Source organism: Burkholderia sp. Ed8 (assembly GCF_040761425.1).
GTDB classification, from domain to species: domain Bacteria; phylum Pseudomonadota; class Gammaproteobacteria; order Burkholderiales; family Burkholderiaceae; genus Burkholderia; species Burkholderia seminalis.
This window is the reverse complement of sequence record NZ_CP142886.1, coordinates 730,164-755,165: the sequence shown is the minus strand read 5'-3', so window position 1 is coordinate 755,165 and position 25,002 is coordinate 730,164. Positions and strand designations below refer to the sequence as shown.

The 25,002-nt window shown below is 67.4% G+C and carries 25 protein-coding genes; 22 read left to right on the top strand and 3 right to left on the bottom strand.

All coding sequences use genetic code 11. The annotated features are described in order from the left end of the window. The first annotated feature begins 9 nt into the window (after positions 1-9). The 8 genes from VXM69_RS17430 to VXM69_RS17395 all read left to right on the top strand — a co-directional run bounded on the left by VXM69_RS17430 (position 10) and on the right by VXM69_RS17395 (position 7,070). Positions 10-975, top strand: coding sequence for a methyltransferase domain-containing protein (locus tag VXM69_RS17430; protein WP_034189228.1), 966 nt, complete (start codon positions 10-12; stop codon positions 973-975). A 195-nt stretch (positions 976-1,170) separates the two neighbouring features. Then, on the top strand, positions 1,171-1,695 hold the full coding sequence (locus VXM69_RS17425; RefSeq protein ID WP_049030539.1) for a DUF2244 domain-containing protein: 525 nt from the start codon (positions 1,171-1,173) through the stop codon (positions 1,693-1,695). Between the two features lie 56 nt (positions 1,696-1,751). After that, positions 1,752-3,341, top strand: coding sequence for a cytochrome c oxidase subunit II (gene coxB / locus VXM69_RS17420; protein ID WP_059558770.1), 1,590 nt, complete (start codon positions 1,752-1,754; stop codon positions 3,339-3,341). Between the two features lie 43 nt (positions 3,342-3,384). Beyond that, positions 3,385-4,992, top strand: coding sequence for a cytochrome c oxidase subunit I (gene ctaD / locus VXM69_RS17415; protein ID WP_021163746.1), 1,608 nt, complete (start codon positions 3,385-3,387; stop codon positions 4,990-4,992). Positions 4,993-5,072: 80 nt separating this feature from the next. Further along, on the top strand, positions 5,073-5,213 hold the full coding sequence (locus VXM69_RS17410) for a cytochrome oxidase small assembly protein (RefSeq protein ID WP_006752059.1): 141 nt from the start codon (positions 5,073-5,075) through the stop codon (positions 5,211-5,213). Between the two features lie 35 nt (positions 5,214-5,248). Continuing rightward, positions 5,249-5,857, top strand: coding sequence for a cytochrome c oxidase assembly protein (locus VXM69_RS17405; protein WP_034189231.1), 609 nt, complete (start codon positions 5,249-5,251; stop codon positions 5,855-5,857). 16 nt (positions 5,858-5,873) lie between these two features. Then, entirely contained in the window at positions 5,874-6,074 is a 201-nt protein-coding gene (locus VXM69_RS17400) for a DUF2970 domain-containing protein (RefSeq protein WP_021163748.1), read from the top strand. A gap of 138 nt (positions 6,075-6,212) precedes the next feature. Further along, positions 6,213-7,070, top strand: coding sequence for a cytochrome c oxidase subunit 3 (locus VXM69_RS17395; RefSeq protein WP_027785504.1), 858 nt, complete (start codon positions 6,213-6,215; stop codon positions 7,068-7,070). Between the two features lie 172 nt (positions 7,071-7,242). Here the strand turns inward: VXM69_RS17395 and VXM69_RS17390 are convergent, their stop codons facing one another. Continuing rightward, a complete protein-coding gene (locus VXM69_RS17390; RefSeq protein ID WP_011353273.1) occupies positions 7,243-7,452 on the bottom strand; it encodes a twin transmembrane helix small protein in 210 nt (69 codons plus the stop codon). 84 nt (positions 7,453-7,536) lie between these two features. Between VXM69_RS17390 and VXM69_RS17385 the strand changes: the two genes are divergently transcribed. From VXM69_RS17385 to VXM69_RS17365, 5 genes are read left to right on the top strand one after another with little or no spacing between them, the layout of a single operon-like run. After that, a complete protein-coding gene (locus VXM69_RS17385; protein WP_233623211.1) occupies positions 7,537-8,247 on the top strand; it encodes an SURF1 family protein in 711 nt (236 codons plus the stop codon). A gap of 60 nt (positions 8,248-8,307) precedes the next feature. Continuing rightward, complete coding sequence (locus VXM69_RS17380; protein WP_034189232.1) at positions 8,308-8,934, top strand: cytochrome c oxidase subunit I; 627 nt, start codon at positions 8,308-8,310, stop codon at positions 8,932-8,934. A 25-nt stretch (positions 8,935-8,959) separates the two neighbouring features. Further along, positions 8,960-10,072 carry a heme A synthase gene (locus tag VXM69_RS17375; RefSeq protein ID WP_034189233.1) on the top strand — a complete coding sequence of 371 codons (1,113 nt, stop codon included), beginning with the start codon at positions 8,960-8,962 and terminating at the stop codon, positions 10,070-10,072. A gap of 8 nt (positions 10,073-10,080) precedes the next feature. After that, entirely contained in the window at positions 10,081-10,983 is a 903-nt protein-coding gene (gene cyoE, locus VXM69_RS17370) for a heme o synthase (RefSeq protein WP_034189234.1), read from the top strand. 17 nt (positions 10,984-11,000) lie between these two features. Beyond that, complete coding sequence (locus VXM69_RS17365; RefSeq protein WP_049030543.1) at positions 11,001-11,618, top strand: SCO family protein; 618 nt, start codon at positions 11,001-11,003, stop codon at positions 11,616-11,618. Between the two features lie 112 nt (positions 11,619-11,730). Here the strand turns inward: VXM69_RS17365 and VXM69_RS17360 are convergent, their stop codons facing one another. Further along, the gene (locus tag VXM69_RS17360) at positions 11,731-12,021 is read right to left on the bottom strand and encodes a YciI family protein (protein WP_034189236.1); all 291 of its coding nucleotides are present in this window, start codon (positions 12,019-12,021) and stop codon (positions 11,731-11,733) included. A 189-nt stretch (positions 12,022-12,210) separates the two neighbouring features. Here VXM69_RS17360 and VXM69_RS17355 point away from each other — a divergent pair, with 189 nt between their 5' ends. Beyond that, positions 12,211-13,848 (top strand): methyl-accepting chemotaxis protein, encoded by a 1,638-nt coding sequence (locus VXM69_RS17355; protein ID WP_069245709.1) that lies wholly within the window; start codon positions 12,211-12,213, stop codon positions 13,846-13,848. Positions 13,849-14,054: 206 nt separating this feature from the next. Further along, positions 14,055-14,870 carry a MetQ/NlpA family ABC transporter substrate-binding protein gene (locus tag VXM69_RS17350; RefSeq protein WP_034189238.1) on the top strand — a complete coding sequence of 272 codons (816 nt, stop codon included), beginning with the start codon at positions 14,055-14,057 and terminating at the stop codon, positions 14,868-14,870. Positions 14,871-14,954: 84 nt separating this feature from the next. On the opposite strand, the gene VXM69_RS17345 is transcribed toward VXM69_RS17350, so the two are convergent. Next, positions 14,955-15,263 (bottom strand): VF_A0006 family four-cysteine protein, encoded by a 309-nt coding sequence (locus VXM69_RS17345; protein WP_034189239.1) that lies wholly within the window; start codon positions 15,261-15,263, stop codon positions 14,955-14,957. 331 nt (positions 15,264-15,594) lie between these two features. On the opposite strand from VXM69_RS17345, the gene VXM69_RS17340 reads away from it, so the two are divergent. The 7 genes from VXM69_RS17340 to VXM69_RS17310 all read left to right on the top strand — a co-directional run bounded on the left by VXM69_RS17340 (position 15,595) and on the right by VXM69_RS17310 (position 24,944). Next, entirely contained in the window at positions 15,595-16,560 is a 966-nt protein-coding gene (locus VXM69_RS17340; RefSeq protein ID WP_049031917.1) for an ABC transporter substrate-binding protein, read from the top strand. 139 nt (positions 16,561-16,699) lie between these two features. Continuing rightward, entirely contained in the window at positions 16,700-17,596 is an 897-nt protein-coding gene (locus VXM69_RS17335) for an ABC transporter permease (RefSeq protein ID WP_059558762.1), read from the top strand. A 1-nt stretch (position 17,597) separates the two neighbouring features. Next, entirely contained in the window at positions 17,598-18,392 is a 795-nt protein-coding gene (locus tag VXM69_RS17330; RefSeq protein WP_367189954.1) for an ABC transporter ATP-binding protein, read from the top strand. A gap of 147 nt (positions 18,393-18,539) precedes the next feature. Next, positions 18,540-19,247 (top strand): translesion DNA synthesis-associated protein ImuA, encoded by a 708-nt coding sequence (imuA, locus tag VXM69_RS17325; RefSeq protein WP_069706694.1) that lies wholly within the window; start codon positions 18,540-18,542, stop codon positions 19,245-19,247. Next, positions 19,180-20,676 (top strand): DNA polymerase Y family protein, encoded by a 1,497-nt coding sequence (locus tag VXM69_RS17320; RefSeq protein ID WP_367189953.1) that lies wholly within the window; start codon positions 19,180-19,182, stop codon positions 20,674-20,676. Before imuA ends, VXM69_RS17320 begins: the two co-directional genes overlap by 68 nt. A gap of 6 nt (positions 20,677-20,682) precedes the next feature. Beyond that, positions 20,683-23,898: an error-prone DNA polymerase gene (locus tag VXM69_RS17315; protein WP_367189952.1), complete on the top strand. Its 3,216-nt coding sequence runs from the start codon at positions 20,683-20,685 to the stop codon at positions 23,896-23,898. A 311-nt stretch (positions 23,899-24,209) separates the two neighbouring features. After that, positions 24,210-24,944, top strand: a complete 735-nt coding sequence (locus tag VXM69_RS17310) for a GntR family transcriptional regulator (RefSeq protein ID WP_034189246.1) — start codon at positions 24,210-24,212, stop codon at positions 24,942-24,944. The last annotated feature ends 58 nt before the right edge of the window (positions 24,945-25,002 follow it).

Genomic DNA, 25,002 nt, shown 5'->3' with positions numbered 1-25,002 from the left:
GTGCCCGACATGTCCCCAGCTTCGACTCCAACCGGCCGTCCGGCCAATGACGCCAGGCGCCTGCGGCGGATCTTCGACCGCCGTGCCGCCACCTTCGACGCGGTCGCGTTCCTGCCGCGCGAGATCGCGCAGCGGATGAACGAGCGTCTCGAATACATCAAGGTGAGCCCCACGGCCGTGCTCGATGCCGGCTGCGGCCCGGGCGACGATCTGCCGGCGCTGCGCGCGCGCTTTCCGGAAGCGCCCGTGTTCGGCGTCGACCTGTCCGGCGCGATGCTCGCGCGGGCCGGTCAGCGCGAGGTCGAACAAACCAACTGGCGCCGCTGGCTGCCGGCGTCGCTCGGCCGCGCGCTGGGCCAGCGCGGGCCGCGCGTCGCGCAGGCCGATTTCGCCGCGCTGCCGTTCCCGGGCGGCGCGTTCGACCTGATCTGGTCGAATCTCGCTCTCCACTGGCATTCGCGTCCCGACGCGGTGCTGCCCGAATGGCAGCGCGTGCTGCGCGTGAACGGCCTGCTGATGTTCAGCACGCTCGGGCCCGACACGCTGCGCGAGCTGCGGGCGGCCTGCGCGGACGCCGAAGCGGCGCTGGGCATGGCGCCGCCCGCCGCGCGCGTGATCGATTTCGTCGACATGCACGACCTCGGCGACATGCTCGTCGAGAGCGGCTTCGAGATTCCCGTGATGGATCAGGAAGTGCTGACCGTCACCTACAAATCCCCCGATTCCCTGCTGGCCGACGTGCGCCGCTGGGGCGCCTATCCGTTCGAGCGCACGGCGCCGCGGCACGCGACGCGGCGCTTTCGCGCGGCGCTCGGCGATGCGCTGGCGGCGCGCCGGCGCGAGGACGGCACGATTCCGCTGACCTTCGAGGTGATCTACGGCCACGCATGGAAGGCCGTCCCGCGCACGACCGCCGAGGGGCACGGGATCGTGCGCATCGAGGATATCGGCAAGGGGCGTCCGAAGAATCGGTAAAGCGGTAAAGAGGGGTTTTGTTATGTCTGAAATTAGCGGCGCAAAGCGGGGTCGAATTGGCGCGAAAAATGGCCGAAAAGCTTGTCGCGCTTGGCTTGGCGGGCGATAGGCGCTTGCTTGTGGATGCCATTGAACCCGCCTATAATGCGTCAGCTTGTCGTCCCGGGGTCCCCGCAATACGGGGCGACGAGTCCGATGCAGGCATGCATCGCATGCCATTCGCGTGAGGCGGCGATGGAAGCAGCGAGGGTTTTGGCGGAGACGACGAACGGCGAGCCGGTCCTCGAAGACTGGCTGATCAAACGCAACTGTTCGGTGTCGCCACGCCAGTTCGTGCTGTTTTATGCGTCGCTCGCGGGCTTCTCGCTGGTGATCGCGTCGTTGCTGATGTGGAGAGGGGCCTGGCTCGTCATGCCCTTTACCGGAATCGAGTTGCTGGCAGTGGGTGTCGCATTTGCGATCCATGCTCGTCATGCGGTCGATTACGAGCGCATCAGGCTGTTTCCGCATCGGCTCGTGATCGAGCGGATGGATGCGGAGCGGCTCACGCAGATCGAATTCAACCCGCGCTGGGTGCGGGTCGAGCCGGGTGCGACGCCACGCGATCCGATTCGACTGGTATCGCGCGGGCAGACCGTCGTGATCGGGCAGCATCTCGCGCAGTACAAGCGTGCGCAGTTCGCCGACGAACTGCGCGTGTCGCTCAGGCGCTGCGGCTGACGAGGCGCGGGCACCGGCCGATACGGGCCGGCGGCTTGCGACGGGGGAGGGTTTGAATGGAAATTTTGGGTAAGGATGCTATGAAAACAATCAAGCGAGCCCTCACGGGCGTGCTGGCATGCAGCGGATTGCTCTTTGCCGGTGCCGCCCTGGCGGTCGGTGATAGCCCGGGCGGCCCCCGCGTCAACGAGATCAACTTTCAGCCGCCGGTCACGAAAATCGCCGAGGAGCTCTACGATCTCCACACGATGATGCTGATCCTGTGTACGGTGATCTTCGTCGGCGTGTTCGGCGTGATGTTCTATTCGATCTTCGCGCACCGCAAATCCAAAGGCCACAAGGCCGCCAATTTCCATGAAAGCACGACCGTCGAGATCATCTGGACGATCGTGCCGTTCGTCATCGTCGTGCTGATGGCGCTGCCGGCGACGAAGGCCGTCGTCGCGATGAAGGACACGACGAACGCCGATCTCACGATCAAGGTCACCGGCTACCAGTGGAAGTGGGGCTACGACTACGTGAAGGGCCCGGGCGAGGGCATCGGCTTCCTGTCGACGCTGACCACCCCGCGCGACGAAGTGATGGGCAAGAAGCCGATCACCGACACCTATCTGCAGGAAGTCGACAACCCGCTCGTCGTGCCGGTCAACAAGAAGATCCGCATCATCACGACCGCGAACGACGTCGTCCACTCGTGGTACGTGCCCGCGTTCGGCGTGAAGCAGGATGCGATCCCCGGCTTCGTGCGCGACACGTGGTTCAAGGCCGACAAGGTCGGCACGTTCCGCGGTTTCTGTACCGAGCTGTGCGGCAAGGAACACGCGTACATGCCGGTCGTCGTCGAAGTGCTGTCGGAAGACGACTACGCGAAGTGGGTCACGGCGCAGAAGGCCAAGCTGGCCAGCGCGTCGGTCGATCCGAACAAGGTCTACACGATGGCTGAACTCGTCGCGCACGGCGAGGAAGTCTACAAGGCGAACTGCGCGGCCTGCCACCAGGTGAGCGGCAAGGGCCTCGGCGCGTTCCCGGCGATGGACGGCAGCCCGATCGTGAACGGCCCGATCGCCGGCCACGTCGAGCGCGTGCTGCACGGCAAGGGCGCGATGCCGTCGTGGGCGTCGCTGTCGGACCTCGACATCGCGTCGGTCATCACGTACGAACGCAACTCGTGGGGCAACCACAAGAACGACCTGCTGCAGCCGAAGCAAGTGGCCGACGCGCGCAACGGCAAGATGCCGGAAGACGCGGCAGGCGCGGCAGCGGCACCGGCGGAAGCGGCATCGGCACCGGCGCAAGCCGCGTCGGGCGCCGCCGAGCAGCCGGCGGCATCGGCCGCGCTGTCGACGATCTACTTCGAAACGGGCAAGAGCGTGCTGCCGGCCGACGCGAAAGCGGCGATCGCCGCCGCGGCCGACTATGCGAAGGCACATCCGGACGCGAAGCTCGCGCTGTCGGGTTTCACCGACAAGACGGGCTCGGCCGACGCGAACGCCGAACTGGCGAAGCATCGTGCACAGGCCGTGCGCGACGCGCTGAAGGCAGCAGGCGTGGCGGAAGACCACATCATCATGAAAAAGCCGGAAACGATCACGGGCGGGGCTGACGCTAAGGAAGCCCGGCGTGTCGAGATCGGCCCGGCGGCTTGACGTGTCGCTGAGTTAGTCGACGTATTCGCATTAGGAGATTCTCATGTCTAGCATCGGGCACGACGTAGCCGCGGACCACGCGCACGACGACCACGCGCACGAAATGCCGCACGGCTGGCGTCGCTGGCTGTTCGCCACCAACCACAAGGACATCGGTACGCTGTACCTGCTGTTCTCGTTCATCATGTTCCTGTCGGGCGGCGTGATGGCGCTCGGCATCCGTGCCGAGCTGTTCGAGCCGGGCCTGCAGATCATGCGTCCGGAGTTCTTCAACGAACTCACGACGATGCACGGCCTGATCATGGTGTTCGGCGCGATCATGCCGGCATTCGTCGGCTTCGCGAACTGGATGATTCCGCTGCAGATCGGCGCATCCGACATGGCGTTCGCGCGGATGAACAACTTCAGCTTCTGGCTGCTGCCGGTCGCGGCCGTGCTGCTGGTCGGTTCGTTCTTCGCGCCGGGCGGCGCGACGGCTGCCGGCTGGACGCTGTACGCACCGCTGTCGACGCAGATGGGCCCGGGCATGGACTTCGCGATCTTCGCGGTCCACATCATGGGCGCGTCGTCGATCATGGGCGGGATCAACATCGTCGTGACGATCCTGAACATGCGCGCACCGGGCATGACGCTGATGAAGATGCCGATGTTCGCATGGACGTGGCTGATCACGGCGTACCTGCTGATCGCGGTGATGCCGGTTCTGGCAGGCGCGATCACGATGGTGCTGTTCGACCGCCACTTCGGCACGTCGTTCTTCAACGCGGCAGGCGGCGGCGACCCGGTGATGTACCAGCACATCTTCTGGTTCTTCGGCCACCCCGAGGTGTACATCATGATTCTGCCGGCGTTCGGGATCGTGTCGCAGGTGATCCCGGCGTTCGCACGCAAGACGCTGTTCGGCTATAGCTCGATGGTGTACGCGACGGCATCGATCGCGATCCTGTCGTTCATGGTCTGGGCGCACCACATGTTCGCGACGGGCATGCCGGTCACCGGCCAGCTGTTCTTCATGTACGCGACGATGCTGATCGCCGTGCCGACGGGCGTGAAGGTGTTCAACTGGCTCGCGACGATGTGGCGCGGCTCGATGACGTTCGAAACCCCGATGCTGTTCGCGATCGGCTTCCTGTTCGTGTTCACGTTCGGCGGCCTGACGGGCCTGATGCTCGCGATGGCGCCGCTCGACATCCAGTATCACGGCACCTACTTCGTGGTGGCGCACTTCCACTACGTGCTGGTGGCCGGCTCGCTGTTCGCGCTGTTCTCGGGCTGGTACTACTGGGCGCCGAAGTGGACGGGCTGGATGTACAACGAGACGCGCGGCAAGATCCACTTCTGGGCGTCGATGATCTTCTTCAACCTGACGTTCTTCCCGATGCACTTCGTCGGTCTGGCCGGCATGCCGCGTCGTTATGCGGACTACCCGGCGCAGTTCACGGACTTCAACCAGGTGGCGACGATCGGCGCATTCGGCTTCGGCCTCGCGCAGGTGTACTTCCTGTTCGCGGTCGCGCTGCCGGCCTACCGTGGCGGCGGCGAGCTGGAAAAGGCGTCGGACAAGCCGTGGGACGGCGCGACGGGCCTCGAGTGGACGGTGCCGAGCCCGGCTCCGTTCCACACGTTCGAGCAACCGCCGCACGTCGAGTAAGTTTCATGGTGCGCCCGGCCGCTGCCTGCCTTGATGGCAGGCGCGGCGGGCGCCGCATTGAGGTTTCAGCGAAGTTTCAGATGAACCGGAATCCACAAGAAAGACGAACGCCCGAGCAGATTCGCGCGGGCAACAAGCGGCTCGGCCTCACCCTGCTCGTCATCGCCGCCGTTTTCTTTGTGGGTGTCGTGATCAAGCAGTGGTGGCTGTCCACTCACTGATGCAGCAACTGACGCAGTAGCGAGGAAGTCGTCGTATGTCGAAGCCGGAAGAGGGCGCCGTCGATCGCGCGTTCAATCGTTCGATGCTGGTGAAGCTCTTCGTCGTGGCCGGACTGATGTTCGGTTTCGGCTTCGCGCTGATCCCGATGTATCGGGCGATCTGCCAGATCACCGGCATCAACAACCTGGTGCAGCGCGACGTCAGCGAGCGCGAGGTGAAGAACTCGCAGGTCGACTACAGCCGCACGGTGTCGGTCGAGTTCGATGCGAACGCGCGCGGGCCGCTCGGTTTCAAGCCGGAGCACAACAGCCTCGACGTGCATCCGGGCGAACTGATGACGATCGTGTACGACGTGACGAACGGGCAGGGCCGGCCGGTCGTGGCGCAGGCGATTCCGAGCTACGCGCCGAAGCAGGCGACGGAGTTCTTCAAGAAGATCGAGTGCTTTTGCTTTACGCAGCAGACGCTGGCCGCGAACGAGTCGCGCAAGATGCCGGTGGTGTTCGTGATCGATCCGAAACTGCCGAAGGACGTGAAGACGATCACGCTGTCGTACACGTTCTTCGAACTGAATACCCCGGCCACGCCGGCACCGGCGCAGCGCAGTACCGCGGCGCAGGGCACGGCGAAGCCGGACGCATGACGACGGAGGCGGGGCGATGACGGAGGTCAAGCGGGGCGGGTCGTTCGGCCAGGCGCTGAAAGCCGTGCTGTGGTCGTTCTTCGGCGTGCGCAAGCGGCGCGACCTGGAGGCCGATGCGACGCAGCTGAATCCGCTGCACGTGCTGATCGTCGCGTTGCTCGCGGCCGGCGTGTTCATCGGCGTGCTGATCCTGATCGTGCGTGCCGTCGTGGGCTGAGGCCCGCGGCCACGAAAGAATGCAGTGCGCGGCGTCACGGCGCGGCGTGCGGGAAAGAGCGGTGGCAGTCGCGCCGCGCAAGAAATAAAGCCGGAGCGGTTTCCGGTACACAAATTGGACTGAAGTGGAGAATCAAGCATGAGCGGTCAAAACCAGACCCCGTACTATTTCGTGCCGCATCCGTCGCAGCATCCGATCAGCGCGGCCATCGGCCTGCTGGTCATGCTCGGCTCGGTAGCGCTGTGGATCAACGGTCACGACTGGGCGCCGTTTACGGCGCTGCTCGGCCTGCTGTGGTTGCTCTTCACGCTGTATCACTGGTTCGGCGACGCGATCGCCGAATCGGAAGGCGGTCATTACGGCAAGAACGTCGACAAGTCGTACCGCTGGAGCATGAGCTGGTTCATCTTCTCGGAAGTGATGTTCTTCGGCGCGTTCTTCGGCGCGCTGTTCTATGCGCGTGAAATCGCGCTGCACCAGCTCGGCAGCCTCGACTACAAGCTGATCTGGCCGGACTTCTCCGCCGTGTGGCCGAACGAAGGCCCCGCCGCGCTCGCCGGGCACTTCAAGACGATGGGCCCGTGGCCGATCCCGACGCTGAACACCGCATTCCTGCTGTCGTCGGGTGTGACGCTGACGATCTCGCACCATGCGCTGCGTGACGATCATCGCAAGAAGGCGATCGCATGGCTGGCCGCGACGCTCGTGTTCGGTATCTGCTTCCTGTTCTTGCAGGGCTTCGAGTACTACCACGCGTACAACGAACTGAACCTGACGCTGAACTCCGGCGTGTACGGCTCGACGTTCTTCCTGCTGACGGGCTTCCACGGTTTCCACGTGTTCCTCGGCGGCACGATGCTCGCGGTGGTGCTGGTGCGGATGATCCGCGGCCACTTCAAGCCCGATCATCACTTCGCATTCGAAGGCGCCGCGTGGTACTGGCACTTCGTCGACGTCGTCTGGCTCGGCCTGTACGTCGTCGTCTACTGGCTGTAAATGGAAAAACGGCCCGCGCAGCAATGCGCGGGCCGTTTTCATTGGTGCCGACCGGGTAGCGCCGCTGCCTGCCGACACCACCCTGGCGCCGCCGCGACTCAGTCAGGCGGCGCTTTTGCTTGGTGGCGCGACCGTGCGGCGAAATGTCACAGCGGCCGCCGCGGCAACGGCATCAACGCCCGATCGGCAGGCCGGTCGAATGGATCCAGCCCATCCAGTTCGCGATCAGGATGAGCAGGAACAGCGACACCGACAGCCCGACACGGGTGGCGAGCGACCAGACCATGCGTTTCGTGTGGCCGCGGTCGTGCATCATGAAGTAGAGCGCCGAGCCCATGCTGGCAATGATGAGGACGAAGGCGATGGGAACGAGGATGTGCATGACACGAACCGGACGACGGCCATTCGAAAGGAAGGGGATAATTATCGCACTTCGCTTTCGCGCATGTGCCCGGCGGGCCGCATGATGAAGATCCGCTGGCTGCCCGCGCTCCTGATCCTCGTCGTCGTCGCCGTGACGATCCGGCTCGGTTTCTGGCAGCGCGATCGCGCGCACCAGAAGGAAGCGCTGCAGGCGAGCATCGCGCGCTACGAGCAGGCGGCGCCCGTCGACGTCGGCGCGCAGCCGATGCCGCTTGCGTCGATCGAGTTCCATCGCGTGCGGGCCAGGGGCCGTTTCCTGCCGGAGCAGGCGGTGTTTCTCGACAATCGGCCGTATAACGACCAGCCGGGTTTTTACGTCGTGATGCCGTTTAAACTCACGGGCGGCGGTGTCGTGCTCGTGAACCGCGGCTGGCTGCCGCGCAATATCGCCGATCGCACCGCGATCGAGCCGTTCGCGACGCCGGCGGGCGACGTCGAGATCGTCGGCATCGCGCGTGCCGACGCATCGCGTGCGTTCGAGCTTGGCGAGGGCGGGTCGGCCGCGCACCAGAAGATCCGGCAGAACCTGGACGTCGCCGAGTATGCGAAGGAAACGGGGCTGCCGCTGCAGCCGTTCGTGATCCAGCAGACGAGCGACGACGGCGACAGGCTCGTGCGCGACTGGCCGGCGGCAACGACCGGCGTCGAGCGCAATTACGGTTACATGTTTCAGTGGTGGGCGATGGCGGCGGCCGCGCTCGGCTTCGGCCTGTACGCCGCGCGGCGTGCGGCGAAGAAGTCGGCCGGCGCATGAGCGCCATCCCAGGACGCGGCGCCGGCGCCGCGGGTTCGTTTCGAGAGGTCTGATTTGTCCATGCAATCTTCCCGTCAGGGTCCGGCCGCCGCGCCGATCTCGCCGGCGGCCCGCAAGCGCGGCCGCTGGATGCTCGTGCTGCTGGGTCTCGTGTGCGCCGCGCCGATGATCGCGTCGTACTTCACCTATTACGTGATCAAGCCGAAGGGCGGGTCGACGAACTACGGCACGCTGATCGAGCCGCAGCGCCCGATCCCGGCCGGTCTGCAGGTGACCGACGAAACCGGCAAGACCGTGCCGCTGGCGTCGCTGCGCGGCGTGTGGCTGTTCGTGATGACCGACCGCAGCGCGTGCGACGACGCGTGCGCGCAGAAGCTTTATTTCATGCGCCAGATCCGCGTCACGCAGGCGGGCGAGCGGCACCGGATCACGATGGTGTGGCTGCGCAGCGACGCGGGCGCGATGCCGCAGAAGGTGCTCGACGCGTACCCCGACACGCGCCGGCTCGTCGCCGATCCGGCCGCGGTGGCCGCATGGCTGCCGGCCGATGCCGGCACGAAGGACAGCGACCACATTTACCTGGTCGACCCGAACGGCAACCTGATGATGCGTTTCCCGAAGGACCCGAATCCCAGCAAGATCAAGTCGGACGTGACGAAGCTGCTGAAGTGGTCGAGCATCGGTTAAGGCAAGAGAACGAGGCACCATTCCGATGTCGTATCTACTGCAACTCGGCCTGATCGGCTTGTGCATCGCGCTGCTGCCGCTGTCGTACGTGTGGGTGAAGGCCGACGACGACAAGTTCCGCAAGCTCGTGTGGATCACCACCTTCCTGACGCTCGACCTCGTGATGTTCGGCGGCTTCACGCGGCTGACCGATTCGGGGCTCGGCTGCCCCGACTGGCCCGGCTGTTACGGCACGTCGTCGCCGTTCATCGCGCACGCCGCGATCACGGCCGCGCACCAGGCGATGCCGACGGGCCCCGTCAGCATGACGAAGGCGTGGATCGAGATGATCCACCGCTATTTCGCGATGGCGATCGGCGTGCTGATCATCGCGCAGGTCGTGATCGCGTGGGCCGCGCGGCTGCGCCGCCGCCCGCTGCACGTGTCGCCGTGGTGGCCGACGAGCCTGCTGCTGCTGATCCTCGTGCAGGGCGCGTTCGGCGCGTGGACGGTCACGATGAAGCTGCAGCCGGTGATCGTCACGATCCACCTGCTGCTCGGCCTCACGCTGCTCGGCACGCTCGGCTGGCTCGCGGCGCGGCAGACGCCGCTGCCGTCGTATGACCCCGAGGCCGGACGCTACCGCGCGGCCGCGCTCGCGGCGCTCGTGTTGCTGGTCGTGCAGATCGCGCTCGGCGGCTGGGTGAGCACCAACTACGCGGTGCTCGCCTGCACCGACTTCCCGACCTGCAACGGCCAGTGGATCCCGCCGATGGACTTCCAGCATGGCTTCCACCTGTGGCGCGCGCTCGGGATGACGAAGGACGGCGAGGCGATCACGCAGGACGCGCTGGTCGCGATCCACTGGACGCACCGCACGTTCGCGTTCGTCGTGGTCGCGTACCTCGTCGCGTTCGCGCTGAAGATGCGCCGCTTCGAGTCGCTGCGGCGGCCCGCGAACGGCGTGCTGCTGGTCGTGCTGCTGCAGTTCGTGACGGGCCTGACCAACATCGTGCTGCAGTGGCCGCTGCCGGTCGCCGTCGCGCACAACGGCGGGGCCGCGATCCTGCTGCTGCTCGTCGTCATGTTAAACTTTCGCATCCTTTCAAGCCGCCCCGGCCGTGTCGCGCAGCCTGCGCGCGACGCCGCCCCGGCGTGACCGTCCCCATGCAAAGCACCCTCTCCCAATCGCCCGGTAGCCGCTTTTCCCAGTACATGGCGCTGACGAAGCCGCGTGTCACGCAGCTCGCGGTGTTCTGCGCGGTGATCGGCATGTTCCTCGCGACGCCGGGCATGGTGCCGTGGCATGTGCTGATCGGCGGCACGATCGGCATCTGGCTGCTGGCCGGTGCCGCGTTCGCGATCAACTGCCTCGTCGAACAGAAGATCGATGCGATGATGCGCCGTACCGCGTGGCGCCCGTCCGCGCGCGGCGAGATCACGACGCCGCAGATCCTGCTGTTCTCGGCCGTGCTCGGCAGTGTCGGCGCATGGACGCTCTATACGTTCACGAACCCGCTGACGATGTGGCTGACGATCGCGACGTTCGTCGGCTACGCGGTGATCTACACGCTGCTGCTCAAGCCGATGACGCCGCAGAACATCGTGATTGGCGGCGCGTCGGGCGCGATGCCGCCGGCGCTCGGCTGGGCCGCCGTCACCGGCGCGGTGCCGGGCGACGCGTGGATCCTCGTGCTGATCATCTTCGTATGGACGCCGCCGCATTTCTGGGTGCTCGCGCTCTATCGCCGCAAGGATTACGAGAACGCGGGGCTGCCGATGCTGCCGGTCACGCACGGCGAGAAATTCACGCGGCTGCACATCCTGCTGTATACGGTGATCCTGTTCGCGGTCACGCTGATGCCGTTCATCTCCGGGATGAGCGGGGCCGTCTACCTGACGAGCGCGGTGCTGCTCGGCGCGGTGTTCCTCGCGTATGCGTGGAAGATCCATCGCGACTATTCGGACGAACTCGCCCGCAAGGCCTTCCGCTACTCGATCGTCTACCTGTCGCTGCTGTTCGCCGCGCTGCTCGTCGATCACTACGCACGCCCGCTGCTCGGCGTGTAACCGCACGGTTGAACGCAATGCTCCAATCAAGGTTCGGGCGCCGCGCGCGCCAAGGCTGGATGTTCGCGTGCGCATTCGCGGCGGCGCTGCTGCTCGCCGGATGCGACAACGCGCCGAAATTCCAGAATCTCGACATCACCGGCAACACGCAGTTCGGCAGTGATTTCTCGCTGCCCGATACGGCCGGCAAGGTGCGTACGCTCGCCGATTTCAAGGGCAAGGCCGTCGTGATGTTCTTCGGCTATACGCATTGCCCGGACGTGTGCCCGACCACGATGGCCGAGCTGTCCGAAGCATTGAAGCAGCTCGGGCCCGATGCCGCGAAGCGCGTGCAGGTGCTGTTCGTCACCGTCGACCCGGAACGCGACACGCCGGCGCTGCTCGGCCAGTACGTGCCCGCGTTCGATCCGTCGTTCATCGGCCTGCGGCCGGCCGACGAAGCGGCGCTGAAGAAGGTGACGAAGGATTTCCGCGTGTACTACGCGAAGGTACCCGGCAAGACGCCCGGCAGCTACACGATGGATCACACGGCCGCGAGCTACGTGTTCGACCGCGACGGCAAGCTGCGCCTGTTCGTGCGCGACGGCCAGGGCCCCGGCCCGTGGGTCCACGACCTGAAGCTGCTGGTCGACTGACCGGCCGCCGCCGGGCGTCCTGCCCGGCGATCACGTGACGGCCGTCCCGCGCCGTCACGCTTTTCCTCTTTCCCCGCTGTCCGCCTGCGCTGAGCGCCGGGCGGCGCGCGCGTTACGGCAGCGCCGGCACGTTGAAGCCGGACGCGGCACGCGTGATCCGGAATTCGGTCACGCGATAGGTGGCGAGCCCCTCGGTGACGAACGGATCGGTCTCGAGGATCGCGTCGAGTGCGTCGCGATCGATGCGGGCCGCGAGGATCATGCCGCCTTCGCGCGGCACCTTCGGTCCCGCCGCGATGAAGATGCCCTTGTCGAATTGCGGCTGCAGATACGCGCGATGGCGTTCGAGCGCGTCGTCGATGCGTTCGAGCGACGCGGTGTAGTGGATGTCGATGACGTACATGGATGGCCCTGGAATGGTGCCGGCGCGTTGCGCGCCGGTCAGGCGGTCTTTGTAGCACAGCGGATGCGGGCTGTCGCGCCGGCGCGTATTCAAGTTGTAAGCCTCGTTGCCGTAATTGAAGGAGCAACCGTTTGCGCGGGACAGGCCGTTCGCGCGCATCGGCGCATCGACATCGACAAAGGCACGCAGATGAGCAGAATGAGTTTGAACCGCAAGCTGTGGCTCGCGCTTGCGCTGGTATGGGTCGGTCTGCTGGGCGTCGGCGCATGGAGCGCGTACGAGACGCGCGCGACGATGCTGGACGAACGCAAGGCGGGCATCGCGAATCTCGTCGACTCGGCGGCCGGCATCGTGAACGCGTATCACGCGCTCGCGCAGAGCGGCACGCTGCCCGAGGCCGACGCGAAGCGCGACGCGCTCGCGAGCCTCGCCGCGATGCGCTACGGCGATTCGGGCTACGTGTTCGTGATGGACTCGAAGCCGGTCGTGCTGATGCATCCGACGCTGCCGAAGCTCGTCGGCACGCAGGTCGGCGACTATCTCGATCCGGACGGCAAGCCGCTGTTCGTGACGATCCTGAACGCCGCGAAGGCGACCGGCAGCGGCTTCGCCGAATATCGCGGGCGGCTGCCGCACAGCGAGACGGCCGTGCCGAAGATCAGCTACGTCACGCGGTTCGCGCCGTGGGACTGGAACATCTCGAGCGGGGTGTTCCTGAAGGACATCGACACCCTCTATTACCGGACGCTGCTGGGCCACCTCGCGGTGGTGCTCGTGATCGGCTTCGTGATCAGCGCGGCGATGCTGGTGATCATTCGCAACGTGCGCGGCAGCCTGGGCGGCGAGCCCGACGAAGCGGCCGCGCTCGCGGCGCGCATCGCGCGGGGCGACCTGACGCAGCCGGTACCGGTGCGTGCGGGCGACCGCACGAGCATGATGGCCGCGATGCACGACATGCAGGCGCGGCTGCAGGCGACGCTCGGCGGGATCCGCCAGTCGGCGGAGTCGATCGCGTCGGCGAGCCGCCAGATCTCGGCCGGCAACGACGACCTGTCGCAGCGTACCGAGGAGCAGGCCGCGTCGCTCGAGGAAACGGCCGCGAGCATGGAGCAGCTCACCGCGACGGTGAAGCAGAACGCCGACAACGCGCGGCAGGCGAGCGGGCTCGCGAACAACGCGTCGGACATCGCGCGCACCGGGAGCGATGTCGTGAGCCGCGTGATCGGCACGATGGGCGAGATCGACGACAGCTCGCGCAAGATCGCCGACATCATCGGCGTGATCGAGGGCATCGCGTTCCAGACCAACATCCTCGCGCTGAACGCGGCGGTCGAGGCCGCGCGCGCGGGCGAGCAGGGGCGTGGTTTCGCGGTGGTCGCGGGCGAAGTGCGTTCGCTCGCGCAGCGCAGCGCGACGGCCGCGAAGGAAATCCGCGAACTGATCGTCGACTCGGTCGAGCGCGTACGCAACGGCTCGACGCTGGTCGGCCAGGCTGGCACGACGATGGGCGAGATCCTGCAGGCCGTCGCGCGCGTGACCGACATCATGGGCGAGATCGCGGCCGCGTCCGAGGAGCAGGCGAGCGGCATCACGCAGGTCGGCCGCGCGGTCACGCAGATGGACCAGGTGACGCAGCAGAACGCGGCGCTCGTCGAGGAAGCCGCCGCGGCTGCCGCGTCGCTGCAGGAACAGGCCGCACGGCTGCGCGACGCGGTCGGCGCGTTCCGGGTCGGCGACGCCGGCGGGCGGGCGCCGCGCCGGGCCGGCGAGCGGGCGGCCGAGCCGGCGTTCGGGGCGAACACGGCCGGCGAGACGGCGATGAGGTAAAGCGTGCCGGCCGACGTGCGATGCGTCATGAACGCAACTAACGGCCGAACCCCGCACCTGCCGCCGGCACTGTACCGGTGCATACCCATATGAGCGGGATGTATTTCACTTCCCGCCGATCCTGTGACACCATTTGCCCCTTCCTGCGAGTCGGGGCTTACCCGTATCGCGCCCCATTTTTTAGCAAGCAAGAAAGCGAGAAACAGATGAAGCGTCGCAGTCTCCTGAAGGTATTTTCCGTACTGGCCACCGGTGCCGCGCTGACGCTGTCGGCAGGCGCGCGCGCCGACGACAAGGTGATCAAGGTCGGCACGGTCGCCGGCCCGGATGCGGAAGTGTGGCAAGTCGTGCAGAAGGTCGCGAAGGAGAAGGAAGGCCTGAACGTGAAGGTCATCGAGTTCAACGACTACGTGCAGCCGAACGCGGCGCTCGACGCGGGCGACCTCGACGCGAACAGCTTCCAGCACCAGCCCTACCTCGACAGCCAGGTGAAGCAGCGCGGCTACAAGATCGTCAGCGCGGGCCTGACCTACATCTCGCCGATCGGCGTGTACTCGAAGAAGTACAAGTCGCTGAAGGACCTGCCGCAAGGCGCGAAGCTCGCGGTGCCGAACGATCCGTCGAACGAGAACCGCGCGCTGCTGCTGCTGCAGACGCAAGGCGTGATCAAGCTGAAGGCGGGCGCCGGCACGGGCGGCAACAACGCGACGGTGCTCGACATCGCCGAGAACCCGAAGAAGCTGAAGATCTCCGAACTCGACGCCGCGCAACTGCCGCGCGTGCTGTCGGACGTCGATGCCGCCGTGATCAACACGAACTACGCGCTGGCCGCGAACCTGCAGCCGACCAAGGACGCGATCGCGCTCGAATCGCTGACGAGCCCGTACGCGAACCTGATCGCCGTGCGCGCGAAGGACAAGGATCAGCCGTGGGTGAAGAAGCTGGTCAAGGCGTACCAGTCGCAGGAAGTGCGGGAATTCATCAAGAAGCAGTTCAAGGGCTCGATGGTCGCGTCGTTCTGAACGCCGCGCACCGGTACCGCTGAACGAAAAGGGCCTGCATCGCGCAGGCCCTTTTTTCATGGGCGTCCGGCGCGCGGCGCCCGTTCACATCTCGCCGCGCCGCGAGCAGATCGACATGATCTGCTGGATCGCGTAGTTGTCGCGCACGCCCGGCAGCGACTGCACGACGCACTCGTGAAAGCGCCGCTCACGCGGCAACAGCATCGCGTTGTTGCGGTACAGCGCGTCGCACGAGCGCTGGATCAGCTGCGCTGCCGCGCCGTTGCGGCTTTCGCGCAGCGCATTGAGCATGCAGTCGTCGTATTGCGCGCTGCCGTCGGTCAGCGCGCATGCCGTACCGGGCAGCGCCAGCGCGACGGCCACGCATGCGATGGTTCGGATCCCCCGTTTCATCTGCCCTCCATGGCGTGGATTGGGTCGGCCGACAGCATAACGTAAAGCCGCGCGCGCGGCTGACGCGTTGGCCGACACCGGCCGGCACCGCCGCCGGCCGGGCTTCGCGCGCATTTTCGGGCTCCGGCGCGTGCCGCCATCCGGCGTACCGGGCGAAAGCTCTTAGTCAGGCGGTGGTCTGCGGAAATGGTATGCTCGTGCGTTCGCCGCTGCACGCTTTCCCGGAGCGTGCGCGGGCCGATCGCCGGCGTGTCGTACGCGCGGCGGCGCCCGCCCGACGGCGGCGGGAATCCATCATCCAGAACCGACACAATACGGGGGAGACTCACCCATGAAGCGATTCAAGACTTTCGCGATCCGTTCGATCGCGGCCGGCGTCGCCGCATTCGCGCTGGCCGGCGCCGCGCATGCGCAGACCGTCAAGGTGCTGTCGATCGTCGATCATCCGGCGCTCGATGCGATCCGCGACGGCGTGCGTGCCGAACTGAAGGCGGAAGGTTACGGCGACGACAAGCTCAAGTGGGAATACCAGAGCGCGCAGGGCAACACGGGCACGGCCGCGCAGATCGCGCGCAAGTTCGTCGGCGACCAGCCGGACGTGATCGTCGCGATCGCGACGCCGGCCGCGCAGGCGGTCGTCGCCGCGACGAAGAGCGTGCCGGTCGTCTATTCGGGCGTCACCGATCCGGTCGCCGCGCAGCTCGTGAAGGGCTGGGGCCCGTCGGGCACCAACGTGACGGGCGTGTCCGACAAGCTGCCGCTCGATCGTCAGGTCGCGCTGATCAAGCGCGTCGTGCCGAATGCGAAGACGGTCGGCATGGTCTACAACCCGGGCGAGGCGAATTCGGTCGTCGTCGTGAAGGCGCTCAAGGAGATCCTCGCGAAGCAGGGGATGGCGCTGAAGGAAGCCGCCGCCCCGCGTACCGTCGACATCGGCCCGGCCGCGAAGAGCCTGGTCGGCAAGGTCGACGTGATCTACACGAATACCGACAACAACGTCGTGTCCGCGTACGAAGCGCTCGTGAAGGTCGCGAACGAAGCGAAGATCCCGCTCGTCGCCGGCGACACCGACAGCGTGAAGCGCGGCGGCATCGCGGCGCTCGGCATCAACTACGGCGATCTCGGCCGGCAGACGGGCAAGGTCGTCGCGCGCATCCTGAAGGGCGAGAAGCCGGGCGCGATCGCGTCGGAGACGAGCAGCAACCTCGAACTGTTCGCGAACACGGGCGCGGCCGCGAAGCAGGGCGTCACGCTGTCGCCGGATCTCGTCAAGGAAGCGAAGACGGTCATCAAGTAAGCCGCGGCACGCGCGCCGCGCTTGCCGGCCCGATCCGGGCCTCGACGACATCGCCGGACGGGCGGCTCCCACCCGGGGCCGCCCGTTCGCTTCGCCCGGCCGTACACGTCCGGCCGGGAAGCAACAGGATTTCCCCACCATGTCTCTGTTCTCGTTTCTGGGCGCACTGGAGATCGGCCTGATCTTCAGCCTCGTCGCCCTCGGGGTGCTGATCTCGTTCCGCATCCTCAACTTCCCCGACCTCACCGTCGACGGCAGCTTTCCGCTCGGCGGCGCCGTCGCCGCGACGCTGATCTCGGCCGGCTACGACCCGTTCACGTCGACGCTGCTCGCGATCGTCGCGGGTGCGCTGGCCGGCTTCGTCACCGGCTGGCTGAACGTGCGCCTGAAGATCATGGATCTGCTCGCCAGCATCCTGATGATGATCGCGCTCTACTCGGTGAACCTGCGGATCATGGGCCGCCCGAACGTGCCGCTGATCTCCGAGCCGACGCTGTTCACCGTGCTGCAGCCGGACTGGATGCCCGACTACGTGCTGCGCCCGGCGCTGCTCGCGATCGTCGTCGTGGTCGCGAAGCTCGGCCTCGACTGGTTCTTCTCGTCGCAGCTCGGCCTCGCGATGCGCGCGACCGGCGCGAACCCGCGGATGGCGCGCGCGCAAGGCATCGCGACCGGCCGCGCGACGCTCGCCGGGATGGCGCTGTCGAACGCGCTCGTCGCGCTCGCCGGCGCGCTGTTCGCGCAGACGCAGGGCGGCTCGGACATCTCGATGGGGATCGGCACGATCGTGATCGGGCTGGCCGCCGTGATCATCGGCGAGACGCTGCTGCCCGCGCGCCGGCTCGTGCTGACGACGCTCGCGGTCGTGCTTGGCGCGATCGTCTACCGTTTCTTCATCGCGCTCGCGCTGAACAGCGAATTCATCGGCCTGAAGGCGCAGGACCTGAACCTCGTGACGGCCGCGCTCGTCACGCTCGCGCTGGTGCTGCCGGCGACGCGCAAGAAGCTGTTCGCGCGCAAGAACGGAGGAGCATGACATGCTGTCCGCACACGATCTCAAACTCACGTTCAATCCCGGCACGCCGATCGAGACGCGCGCGCTGCGCGGGCTGTCGCTCGAGATTCCCGACGGCCAGTTCGTCGCGGTGATCGGCTCGAACGGCGCCGGCAAGTCGACCTTCCTCAATGCGGTCAGCGGCGACCAGCCGGTCGATGCGGGGCGCATCGCGATCGACGGCGCGGATGTGACGCGCAAGGCCGCGTGGGACCGCGCGCACCTCGTCACGCGCGTGTTCCAGGATCCGATGGCCGGCACCTGCGAGGCGCTGACGATCGAGGAGAACATGGCGCTCGCGATGGCGCGCGGCGTGCGGCGCGGCTTTCGCGCCGCGCTCGACCGGCCGTCGCGCGAACTGTTCCGCGACAAGCTGCGGCTCCTGAACCTCGGCCTCGAGAACCGGCTGACCGACCGGATCGGGCTACTGTCCGGCGGCCAGCGGCAGGCCGTGAGCCTGCTGATGGCGTCGCTGCGGCCGTCGCGGATCCTGCTGCTCGACGAGCACACGGCCGCGCTCGACCCGAAGACGGCCGCGTTCGTGCTGGAGCTGACCGCGCGCATCGTCGCCGAGAGCAAACTGACGACGATGATGGTCACGCACAGCATGCGGCAGGCGCTCGACTACGGCGACCGCACGGTGATGCTGCATCAGGGGCAGGTCGTGCTCGACGTGTCGGGCGATGCGCGCAAGGGGCTCGACGTGCCGGACCTGCTGCAGATGTTCGAGAAGGTGCGTCACGAGCAGCTCGACGACGACGCGCTGCTGCTCGGCTGACGGGCGGGGCCGGCCGGCGTGCGATGACCTGACGCGCGCGCCGGCCTCCTCCCGGCTTTCCTCTGACGAAAACCGGTTTCGCACCGGTGCTGTGCGACGCGGGCGCATTGCCATATACTGTATATCCATACAGTTGTGGGTGGCGTCATGCTCGCATCCTCCATTTCTCCCGAATCCCTTCATCCGTCGCTCTGGCGCGGCTCGCAGCTCGCGCGCGGCGGCCCGCGCACGATCGAGACCGGCTTCGTGCCGCTGTCGGCCGAATTGCCGGGCGGCGGCTGGCCGGTCGGCGGGCTCGTCGAACTGCTGGCCGCGCAGCCGGGCTGCGGCGAGATGCGGCTGCTCGCGCCCGCGCTGGCCCGTACCGTCAGTGCGCGGCGTCCGCTCGCGCTCGTCGCGCCGCCGCAATCGCCGCATGCGACCGCGCTCGCCAGTCTCGGCGTGCCGGCCGACGCGCTGCTGTGGCTGCGCGCCGGCAGCCGCACCGATGCGCTGTGGGCCGCCGAGCAGGCGCTCAGGACGGGGTGCTGCGGCGCGCTGCTGCTCTGGCAGGAGGCGCGGCCCGATGCGCTGCGGCGCCTGCATCTCGCGGCCGCGCGCACGGGCGACACGCTGTTCGTGATGCTGCGCCCGCTGTCGGCCGCGCGGCAGCCGTCGCCGGCCGTGCTGCGCGTCGCGCTGTATCCGGTGCCGGGCGGCGTGTCGCTCGACATCGTCAAGCGTCGCGGCCCGGCGCGCGGCGAGCCGCTCGTGCTCGACCTGCCGTCGCCCATCGTGGAGAGCCGCTATGCGCGTCTTGCTCGGCATCCATCTGCCGCGCCTGCCGCTCGACGTGTGCGTCCCGCCGCCGTCTGACGCAGCGGCCGGCGAGGCCGGCGACGCAGGCTGTGCGGTGCTCGAGCAGGGTATCGTGCTGATCGCCGATGCGACCGCGCAGCGGCGGGGCGTGCGCGCGGGCATGAAGCGCGGCGGCGTGCTCACGCTCGCGCCCGAGACGCAGCTCGTCGAACGCGATCCCGCGCGCGAAGCCGATGCGCTGCGCGCGGTCGCGCTCGCATTGCTGCGTTTCTCGCCGTGCGTCGCGCTCGACGACGAAGCCACGCTGATCGTCGACGTCGGCCCGAGCCTGCGGCTGTTCGGCGGCCTGCCGTCGCTGTGCCGCCAGGTGCGCGCGACGCTCGCGGCGCTCGGTTATGCGGCGCGCCTGTCCGCCGCGCCGACCGGGCGCGGCGCGTGGCTGCTCGCGCGCACGTCGGCGCGGGCGCGTCTCCGGCGCCGCGTTGCGCGCCCGGCTTCGCTCGTCCGTTCGCTCGACCGGCTGCCCTGCGTGCTGCTGCCCGATGCGCGCCCGTACGCGGGCTGGTTCGACGGCCTCGGCTGCCGCACGCTCGCCGATCTGCGCGGTCTTCCGCGTGCGGGGTTGCAGCGTCGCTGCGGCCCCGCGCTGCTGGCCGCGCTCGATCGTGCGTACGGCGACGCGGTCGAGCCGCTCGCGTGGATGGCGGTGCCGCCCGTGTTCGACGTGCGGCTCGAATTGCCGGAGCGCGTCGAATACGCGGAAGCCGTGCTGTTCGCCGCGCGGCGGCTCGTCGTGCAGCTGTGCGGGTGGCTGGCCGCGCGGCAACTGTCGCTGGCCGCGATGACGTTCGAGCTCGAGCACGAGCGCGGCCGCCAGGCCGTGCCGCCGACGCCGCTCGAACTCGCGTTCGCCGCACCCGTGCGCGACGAAGCGCACTTCATGCGGCTGCTCGGCGAGCGGCTCGCGCGCGTCGAGTTGCCGGCCGCGGTGATCGCGGTGCGTCTGAAGGCCACGCGCGTCGAGTCGGTCGCGCCGCCGGCCGACGATCTTTTTCCCGAACCGGGCGGTACGCGGGAAACCCGCGAGCGGCTGCTCGAGCTGCTGGTCGCGCGGCTCGGCGCGGAGAACGTGCTGCGCGCGGCGCCCGTCGCCGATCACCGGCCCGAGGCCGCGAACCGCTGGCTGCCGCTCGATGTGCAGGCGGGCAAGCCGGCCGGCGGGCCGCCGGCGGTGCCGCCGAGGCCCGCGTGGCTGCTCGCCGAGCCGCTGCCGTTGCTGGTGCGCGAGAACCGGCCGGTATTCCATACGCCGCTGAGAATGATGTCGTCGGTGGAGCGGATCGAGGCCGGCTGGTTCGACGGTCAGTTCGCCGCGCGCGATTACCACGTCGCGCAGGACGAAGCCGGTGCGTGCTACTGGGTGTTCAAGGAGCGGGCGGGGAGCGAGGCCGAGCCGCGCTGGTTCCTGCACGGCTTGTTCGGGTGAACGGAGATGGTTGCGGATTTCAGTGGGTTGCCCGATTACGCGGAGTTGTTCTGCCGCTCGAACTTTTCGTTTCTGCATGGCGCGTCGCATGCGGAAGAACTGGTCGAGCGTGCGGCGGAACTCGGCTATCGCGGGATCGCGATCACCGACGAGTGCTCGCTCGCCGGCGCGCCGCGCATGCATGTCGCCGCGCAAGCGAAAGGGCTGCCGCTCGTCATCGGTTCGTACTTCGACGTCACGCCGGACGACGTCGCGCCCGGTCACGATCCGGGCCCCGGTGCGTTCGGGCTCGTGTTGCTCGCGCAGAACCGCGAGGGGTACGGCAATCTTTCGGAGCTGATTTCGTGGCGGCGGATGGCGTCGCCGAAGGGGACTTACACGCTGACGTCGCGGATGCTGTCGGCGCCGCCTGCGGAGTTTGCCCATTTGCGCGGGATGCCCGACTGCTTCGCGATTCTCGTACCCCTGTATCCGGTACGCGCGGACGTGCTCGATGTGCAGGTCGCGTGGTTTCGCGTGACGTTCGGCGCGTGCGCGCGGCTCGGGCTCGTGCAGTTGCAACGTGCGCTGGACGGCGCGCAGCGCGACGAGATTCGCGAGGCGGGCGAGCGGCGGGGCGTGCGTATCGTCGCGCTGGGCGACGTGACGATGCACCGGCGCTCGTGCAAGGCATTGCAGGACGTGATGACGGCGATTCGCGTCGGGATGCCGGTGTCGGAATGCGGTTATGCGCTGGCGCCGAATGCGGAACAGCATTTGCGTTCGCGCGGGCGGATCGCGAAGCTGTTTTCGCCGGACGAGATCGCGGAGACATGCGCGATGCTCGATGCGTGCGATTTCGAACTCGATTCGCTGCGCTATGAATATCCGGACGAGATCGTGCCTGAAGGTCATACGCCGACGAGTTATCTGGAGCAGGAAACCCGGGCAGGCGCGCGCCGTCGCTATTCCGGGGAACCGCCGGAGCACGTCCGGGAACGGATCGACTACGAGTTGGCGCTGATCGCGACACTGAGTTACGAGCCGTTCTTCCTGACTGTCTACGACATCGTCAAGTTTGCACGTAGCCAGAACATCCTGTGCCAGGGGCGTGGTTCCGCGGCGAACTCGGTTGTTTGCTATTGCCTCGAGATCACCGAAGTCAGTCCCGATCAGAGCACGATGCTGTTCGAGCGTTTCATCAGCGCGGAGCGCGGCGAGCCGCCCGACATCGACGTCGATTTCGAGCATCAGCGCCGCGAGGAAGTCATTCAGCATATCTATCGGAAATACGGCGAGAATCGCGCCGCGCTCGCGGCAGCCGTGTCGACCTATCGCCCGCGCGGCGTGCTGCGCGAAACCGGCAAGGCACTCGGCATCGATCCGATGCTGGTCGATCGCGTCGCGAAGGGGCATCGCTGGTTCGACGGCAGCCGCGACCTATTGCAGCAGTTCGCGACGACCGGGCTCGATCCCGAAACGCCGCTGATTCGCACATGGGCCGAGCTGGCGGGGCGATTGCTCAACTTTCCGCGTCACCTGTCGCAGCATTCGGGCGGTTTCGTGATCAGCCGCGGCAAGCTCACGCGGCTCGTGCCGGTCGAGAACGCGGCGATGGACGGGCGGCGCGTGATTCAGTGGGACAAGGACGATCTCGAATCGCTCAAGCTGATGAAGGTCGACGTGCTCGCGCTCGGCATGCTGTCGGCGTTGCATCGGGCGTTCGACCTGCGCACCGCATGGCGCGGGCCGGCGGAGGACGGCGAGCCGTTCACGCTGAAACACATTCCGCCGGACGATAAGGAAACCTACGACATGATCTGCCGTGCCGACACGGTCGGCGTGTTCCAGATCGAATCGCGCGCGCAGATGTCGATGCTGCCGCGTTTGCGACCGCGTGATTACTACGATCTGGTGGTTGAGGTCTCCATCGTGCGACCAGGGCCGATCCAGGGCGGTGCCGTCCATCCGTACCTCAAGCGGCGCAAGATCAAAGCGGGGGAGGAAAAAGGGGAAATTACCTATCCGAGCGACGCGCTCAAGGAGGTGCTCGAACGCACGCTCGGTATTCCAATCTTCCAGGAACAGGTGATGCAGATCGCGATCGTTGCGGCGGGTTTTACACCCGGCGAAGCCGATCGACTGCGTCGTGCGATGGCCGCGTGGAAGCGCAGGGGCGATCTCGGCCCCTACCACGACAAGATCGTCCAGGGCATGCTCGCGCGCGGCTACACACGCGAATTCGCCGAGCAGATCTTCGAGCAGATCAAGGGCTTTGGCGAATACGGCTTCCCCGAAAGCCACGCCGCCAGCTTCGCGAAACTGGCGTACGCGAGCAGCTGGCTCAAATGCCACGAACCGGCGATCTTTCTCGCCGCGCTGCTGAACAGTCAGCCGATGGGCTTCTATCCGCCGTCGCAACTCGTGCAGGATGCCAAACGCCATGGCGTGCAGGTTCTGCCGATCGACGTGACGCAAAGCAACTGGGAGGCGTCGCTCGAAGCGCTCCCCGGCCAGCTGCCGCCGCACGGCCAGCCGGCCGTGCGGCTCGGTCTGTCGCTCGTGCGCGGCCTTGGCGAAGCCGCCGCGCGCCGGATCGAAGCCGCGCGCGCCGCCGGCCCGATCGACAACGTCGATACGCTCGCGCGCCGCGCGCAGCTCGAACGCCGCGACCTCGAAGCGCTCGCCGCGGCGAACGCGCTCGCGACGCTCGCCGGCCATCGCCGCGACGCGCTGTGGCAGGCTGTCGCCGCGGCGCCCGAGCGCGACCTGCTCGCCGCCGCACCGATCGACGAAGCGGAGCGGCCCGCGCTCGGCGCGCCGTCGGAAGCCGACGACATCCTCGCCGACTATCACACCACCGGCCTCACGCTGAACCGCCACCCGGTCGCGCTGCTGCGGCCCGCGCTGCGTGCGCGGCGGCTGTCGTCCGCGGCCGAGCTGCACGACCGTCCCGACGGCCGGCTCGCACGCGCGTGCGGGCTCGTGACCGCGCGGCAGATGCCGGGTACCGCGAAAGGCGTGATGTTCATGACGCTCGAGGACGAAACGGGCTGCGTGAACCTGATCGTCCGGCCCGAGCTGCTCGCGCGGCAGCGCCGCGAAACCCTCGATTCGCGGCTGCTCGCGGCGTCCGGCGTGTGGCAGGTCGCGAGCGACGTGCGGCACCTCGTCGTGCAGCATTTCGAGGATCTGACGCCTCTGCTCGGCGGCCTGCGCACGTCGAGCCGCGAATTCCACTGAGGCCGGCATCGCGCCGGCCTGCTCGGCAGGTGCATACCAGTTGGGCTAATTGGTTCTATTTCGGTCTTATATCCGCGTCCGAAATCTCGCCGGGTCATGCCCTCGAACTGTCCCCTTGCATACCACCTCGGGTAAATCCCTATCCCGCACTGCTTTGTAAACAAAGGCTTTGCCGGCACTAAAACGCTTGCCGGGCAAGGCTTCCGGCGATTTCCGCGATGCTAATACCAGTTCGTTGACTGGTATTATGGTGGTTATATAATGCGTTCACTTTCGACGGTCCGAGATCGTCGTCCGACACCCGGAGGCACATGGAAACCGGCTGGTCCGAACTGGCGCCCGATCCCCTCGACGACACGCCGCTCTATCTGCAGCTCGCCCGCAACCTGGCGAGCGCGATCCACGGCGGCGCGTGGCGGGCCGGCGAGGCGCTGCCGTCGGAGCGGTTGCTGTCGGTGTCGGTCGGCGTATCGCGCATCACGGCGCGTCGCGCATTGGCGCTGCTGGTCGAGCAGGGGCTGATCAAGCGGGCGCGCGGGGCGGGCAGTTTCATCACGCCGCGCGTGGCCGATCCGCTGTCGCGTCTGGTCGGCTTCACCGCGAAGATGCAGCAGCGCGGCTTCGTGCCCGATTCGGTGTGGCTGTCGCGCCGGCTGCGCGCCGCGAGCCGCGACGAGATCACGCATCTCGGCCTCGCGCCGGGTGCGACGGTGGCGCGGCTCGAACGGCTGCGCCGCGCGGACGGCATCGTGATGGCCGTCGAGCACTCGACGCTGCCGGCCGCGGTGGTGCCCGATCCGCAGGCGCTCGGCGCGTCGCTGTACGAATACCTCGAAGCGCGCGGCATGATCGTCGTGCGCGCGCTGCAGCACTTTCGCGCGGTGAACGCGACGCGCGAGATCGCGAAATGGATGGCGGTAAAGCCCGGCGCGGCGCTCCTCGTGATCACGCGCATCGGCTACGGTGCCGACCAGCGCGCGATCGAAGTGACCGAAACGTATTGCCGCGACGACTATTACGACTTCGTCGCCGAACTGAAACGCTGACGCGCGAGACTGCGCGCGCATCGCGCGCGATCGCGATGGAACGCAATCGCGCGCGATG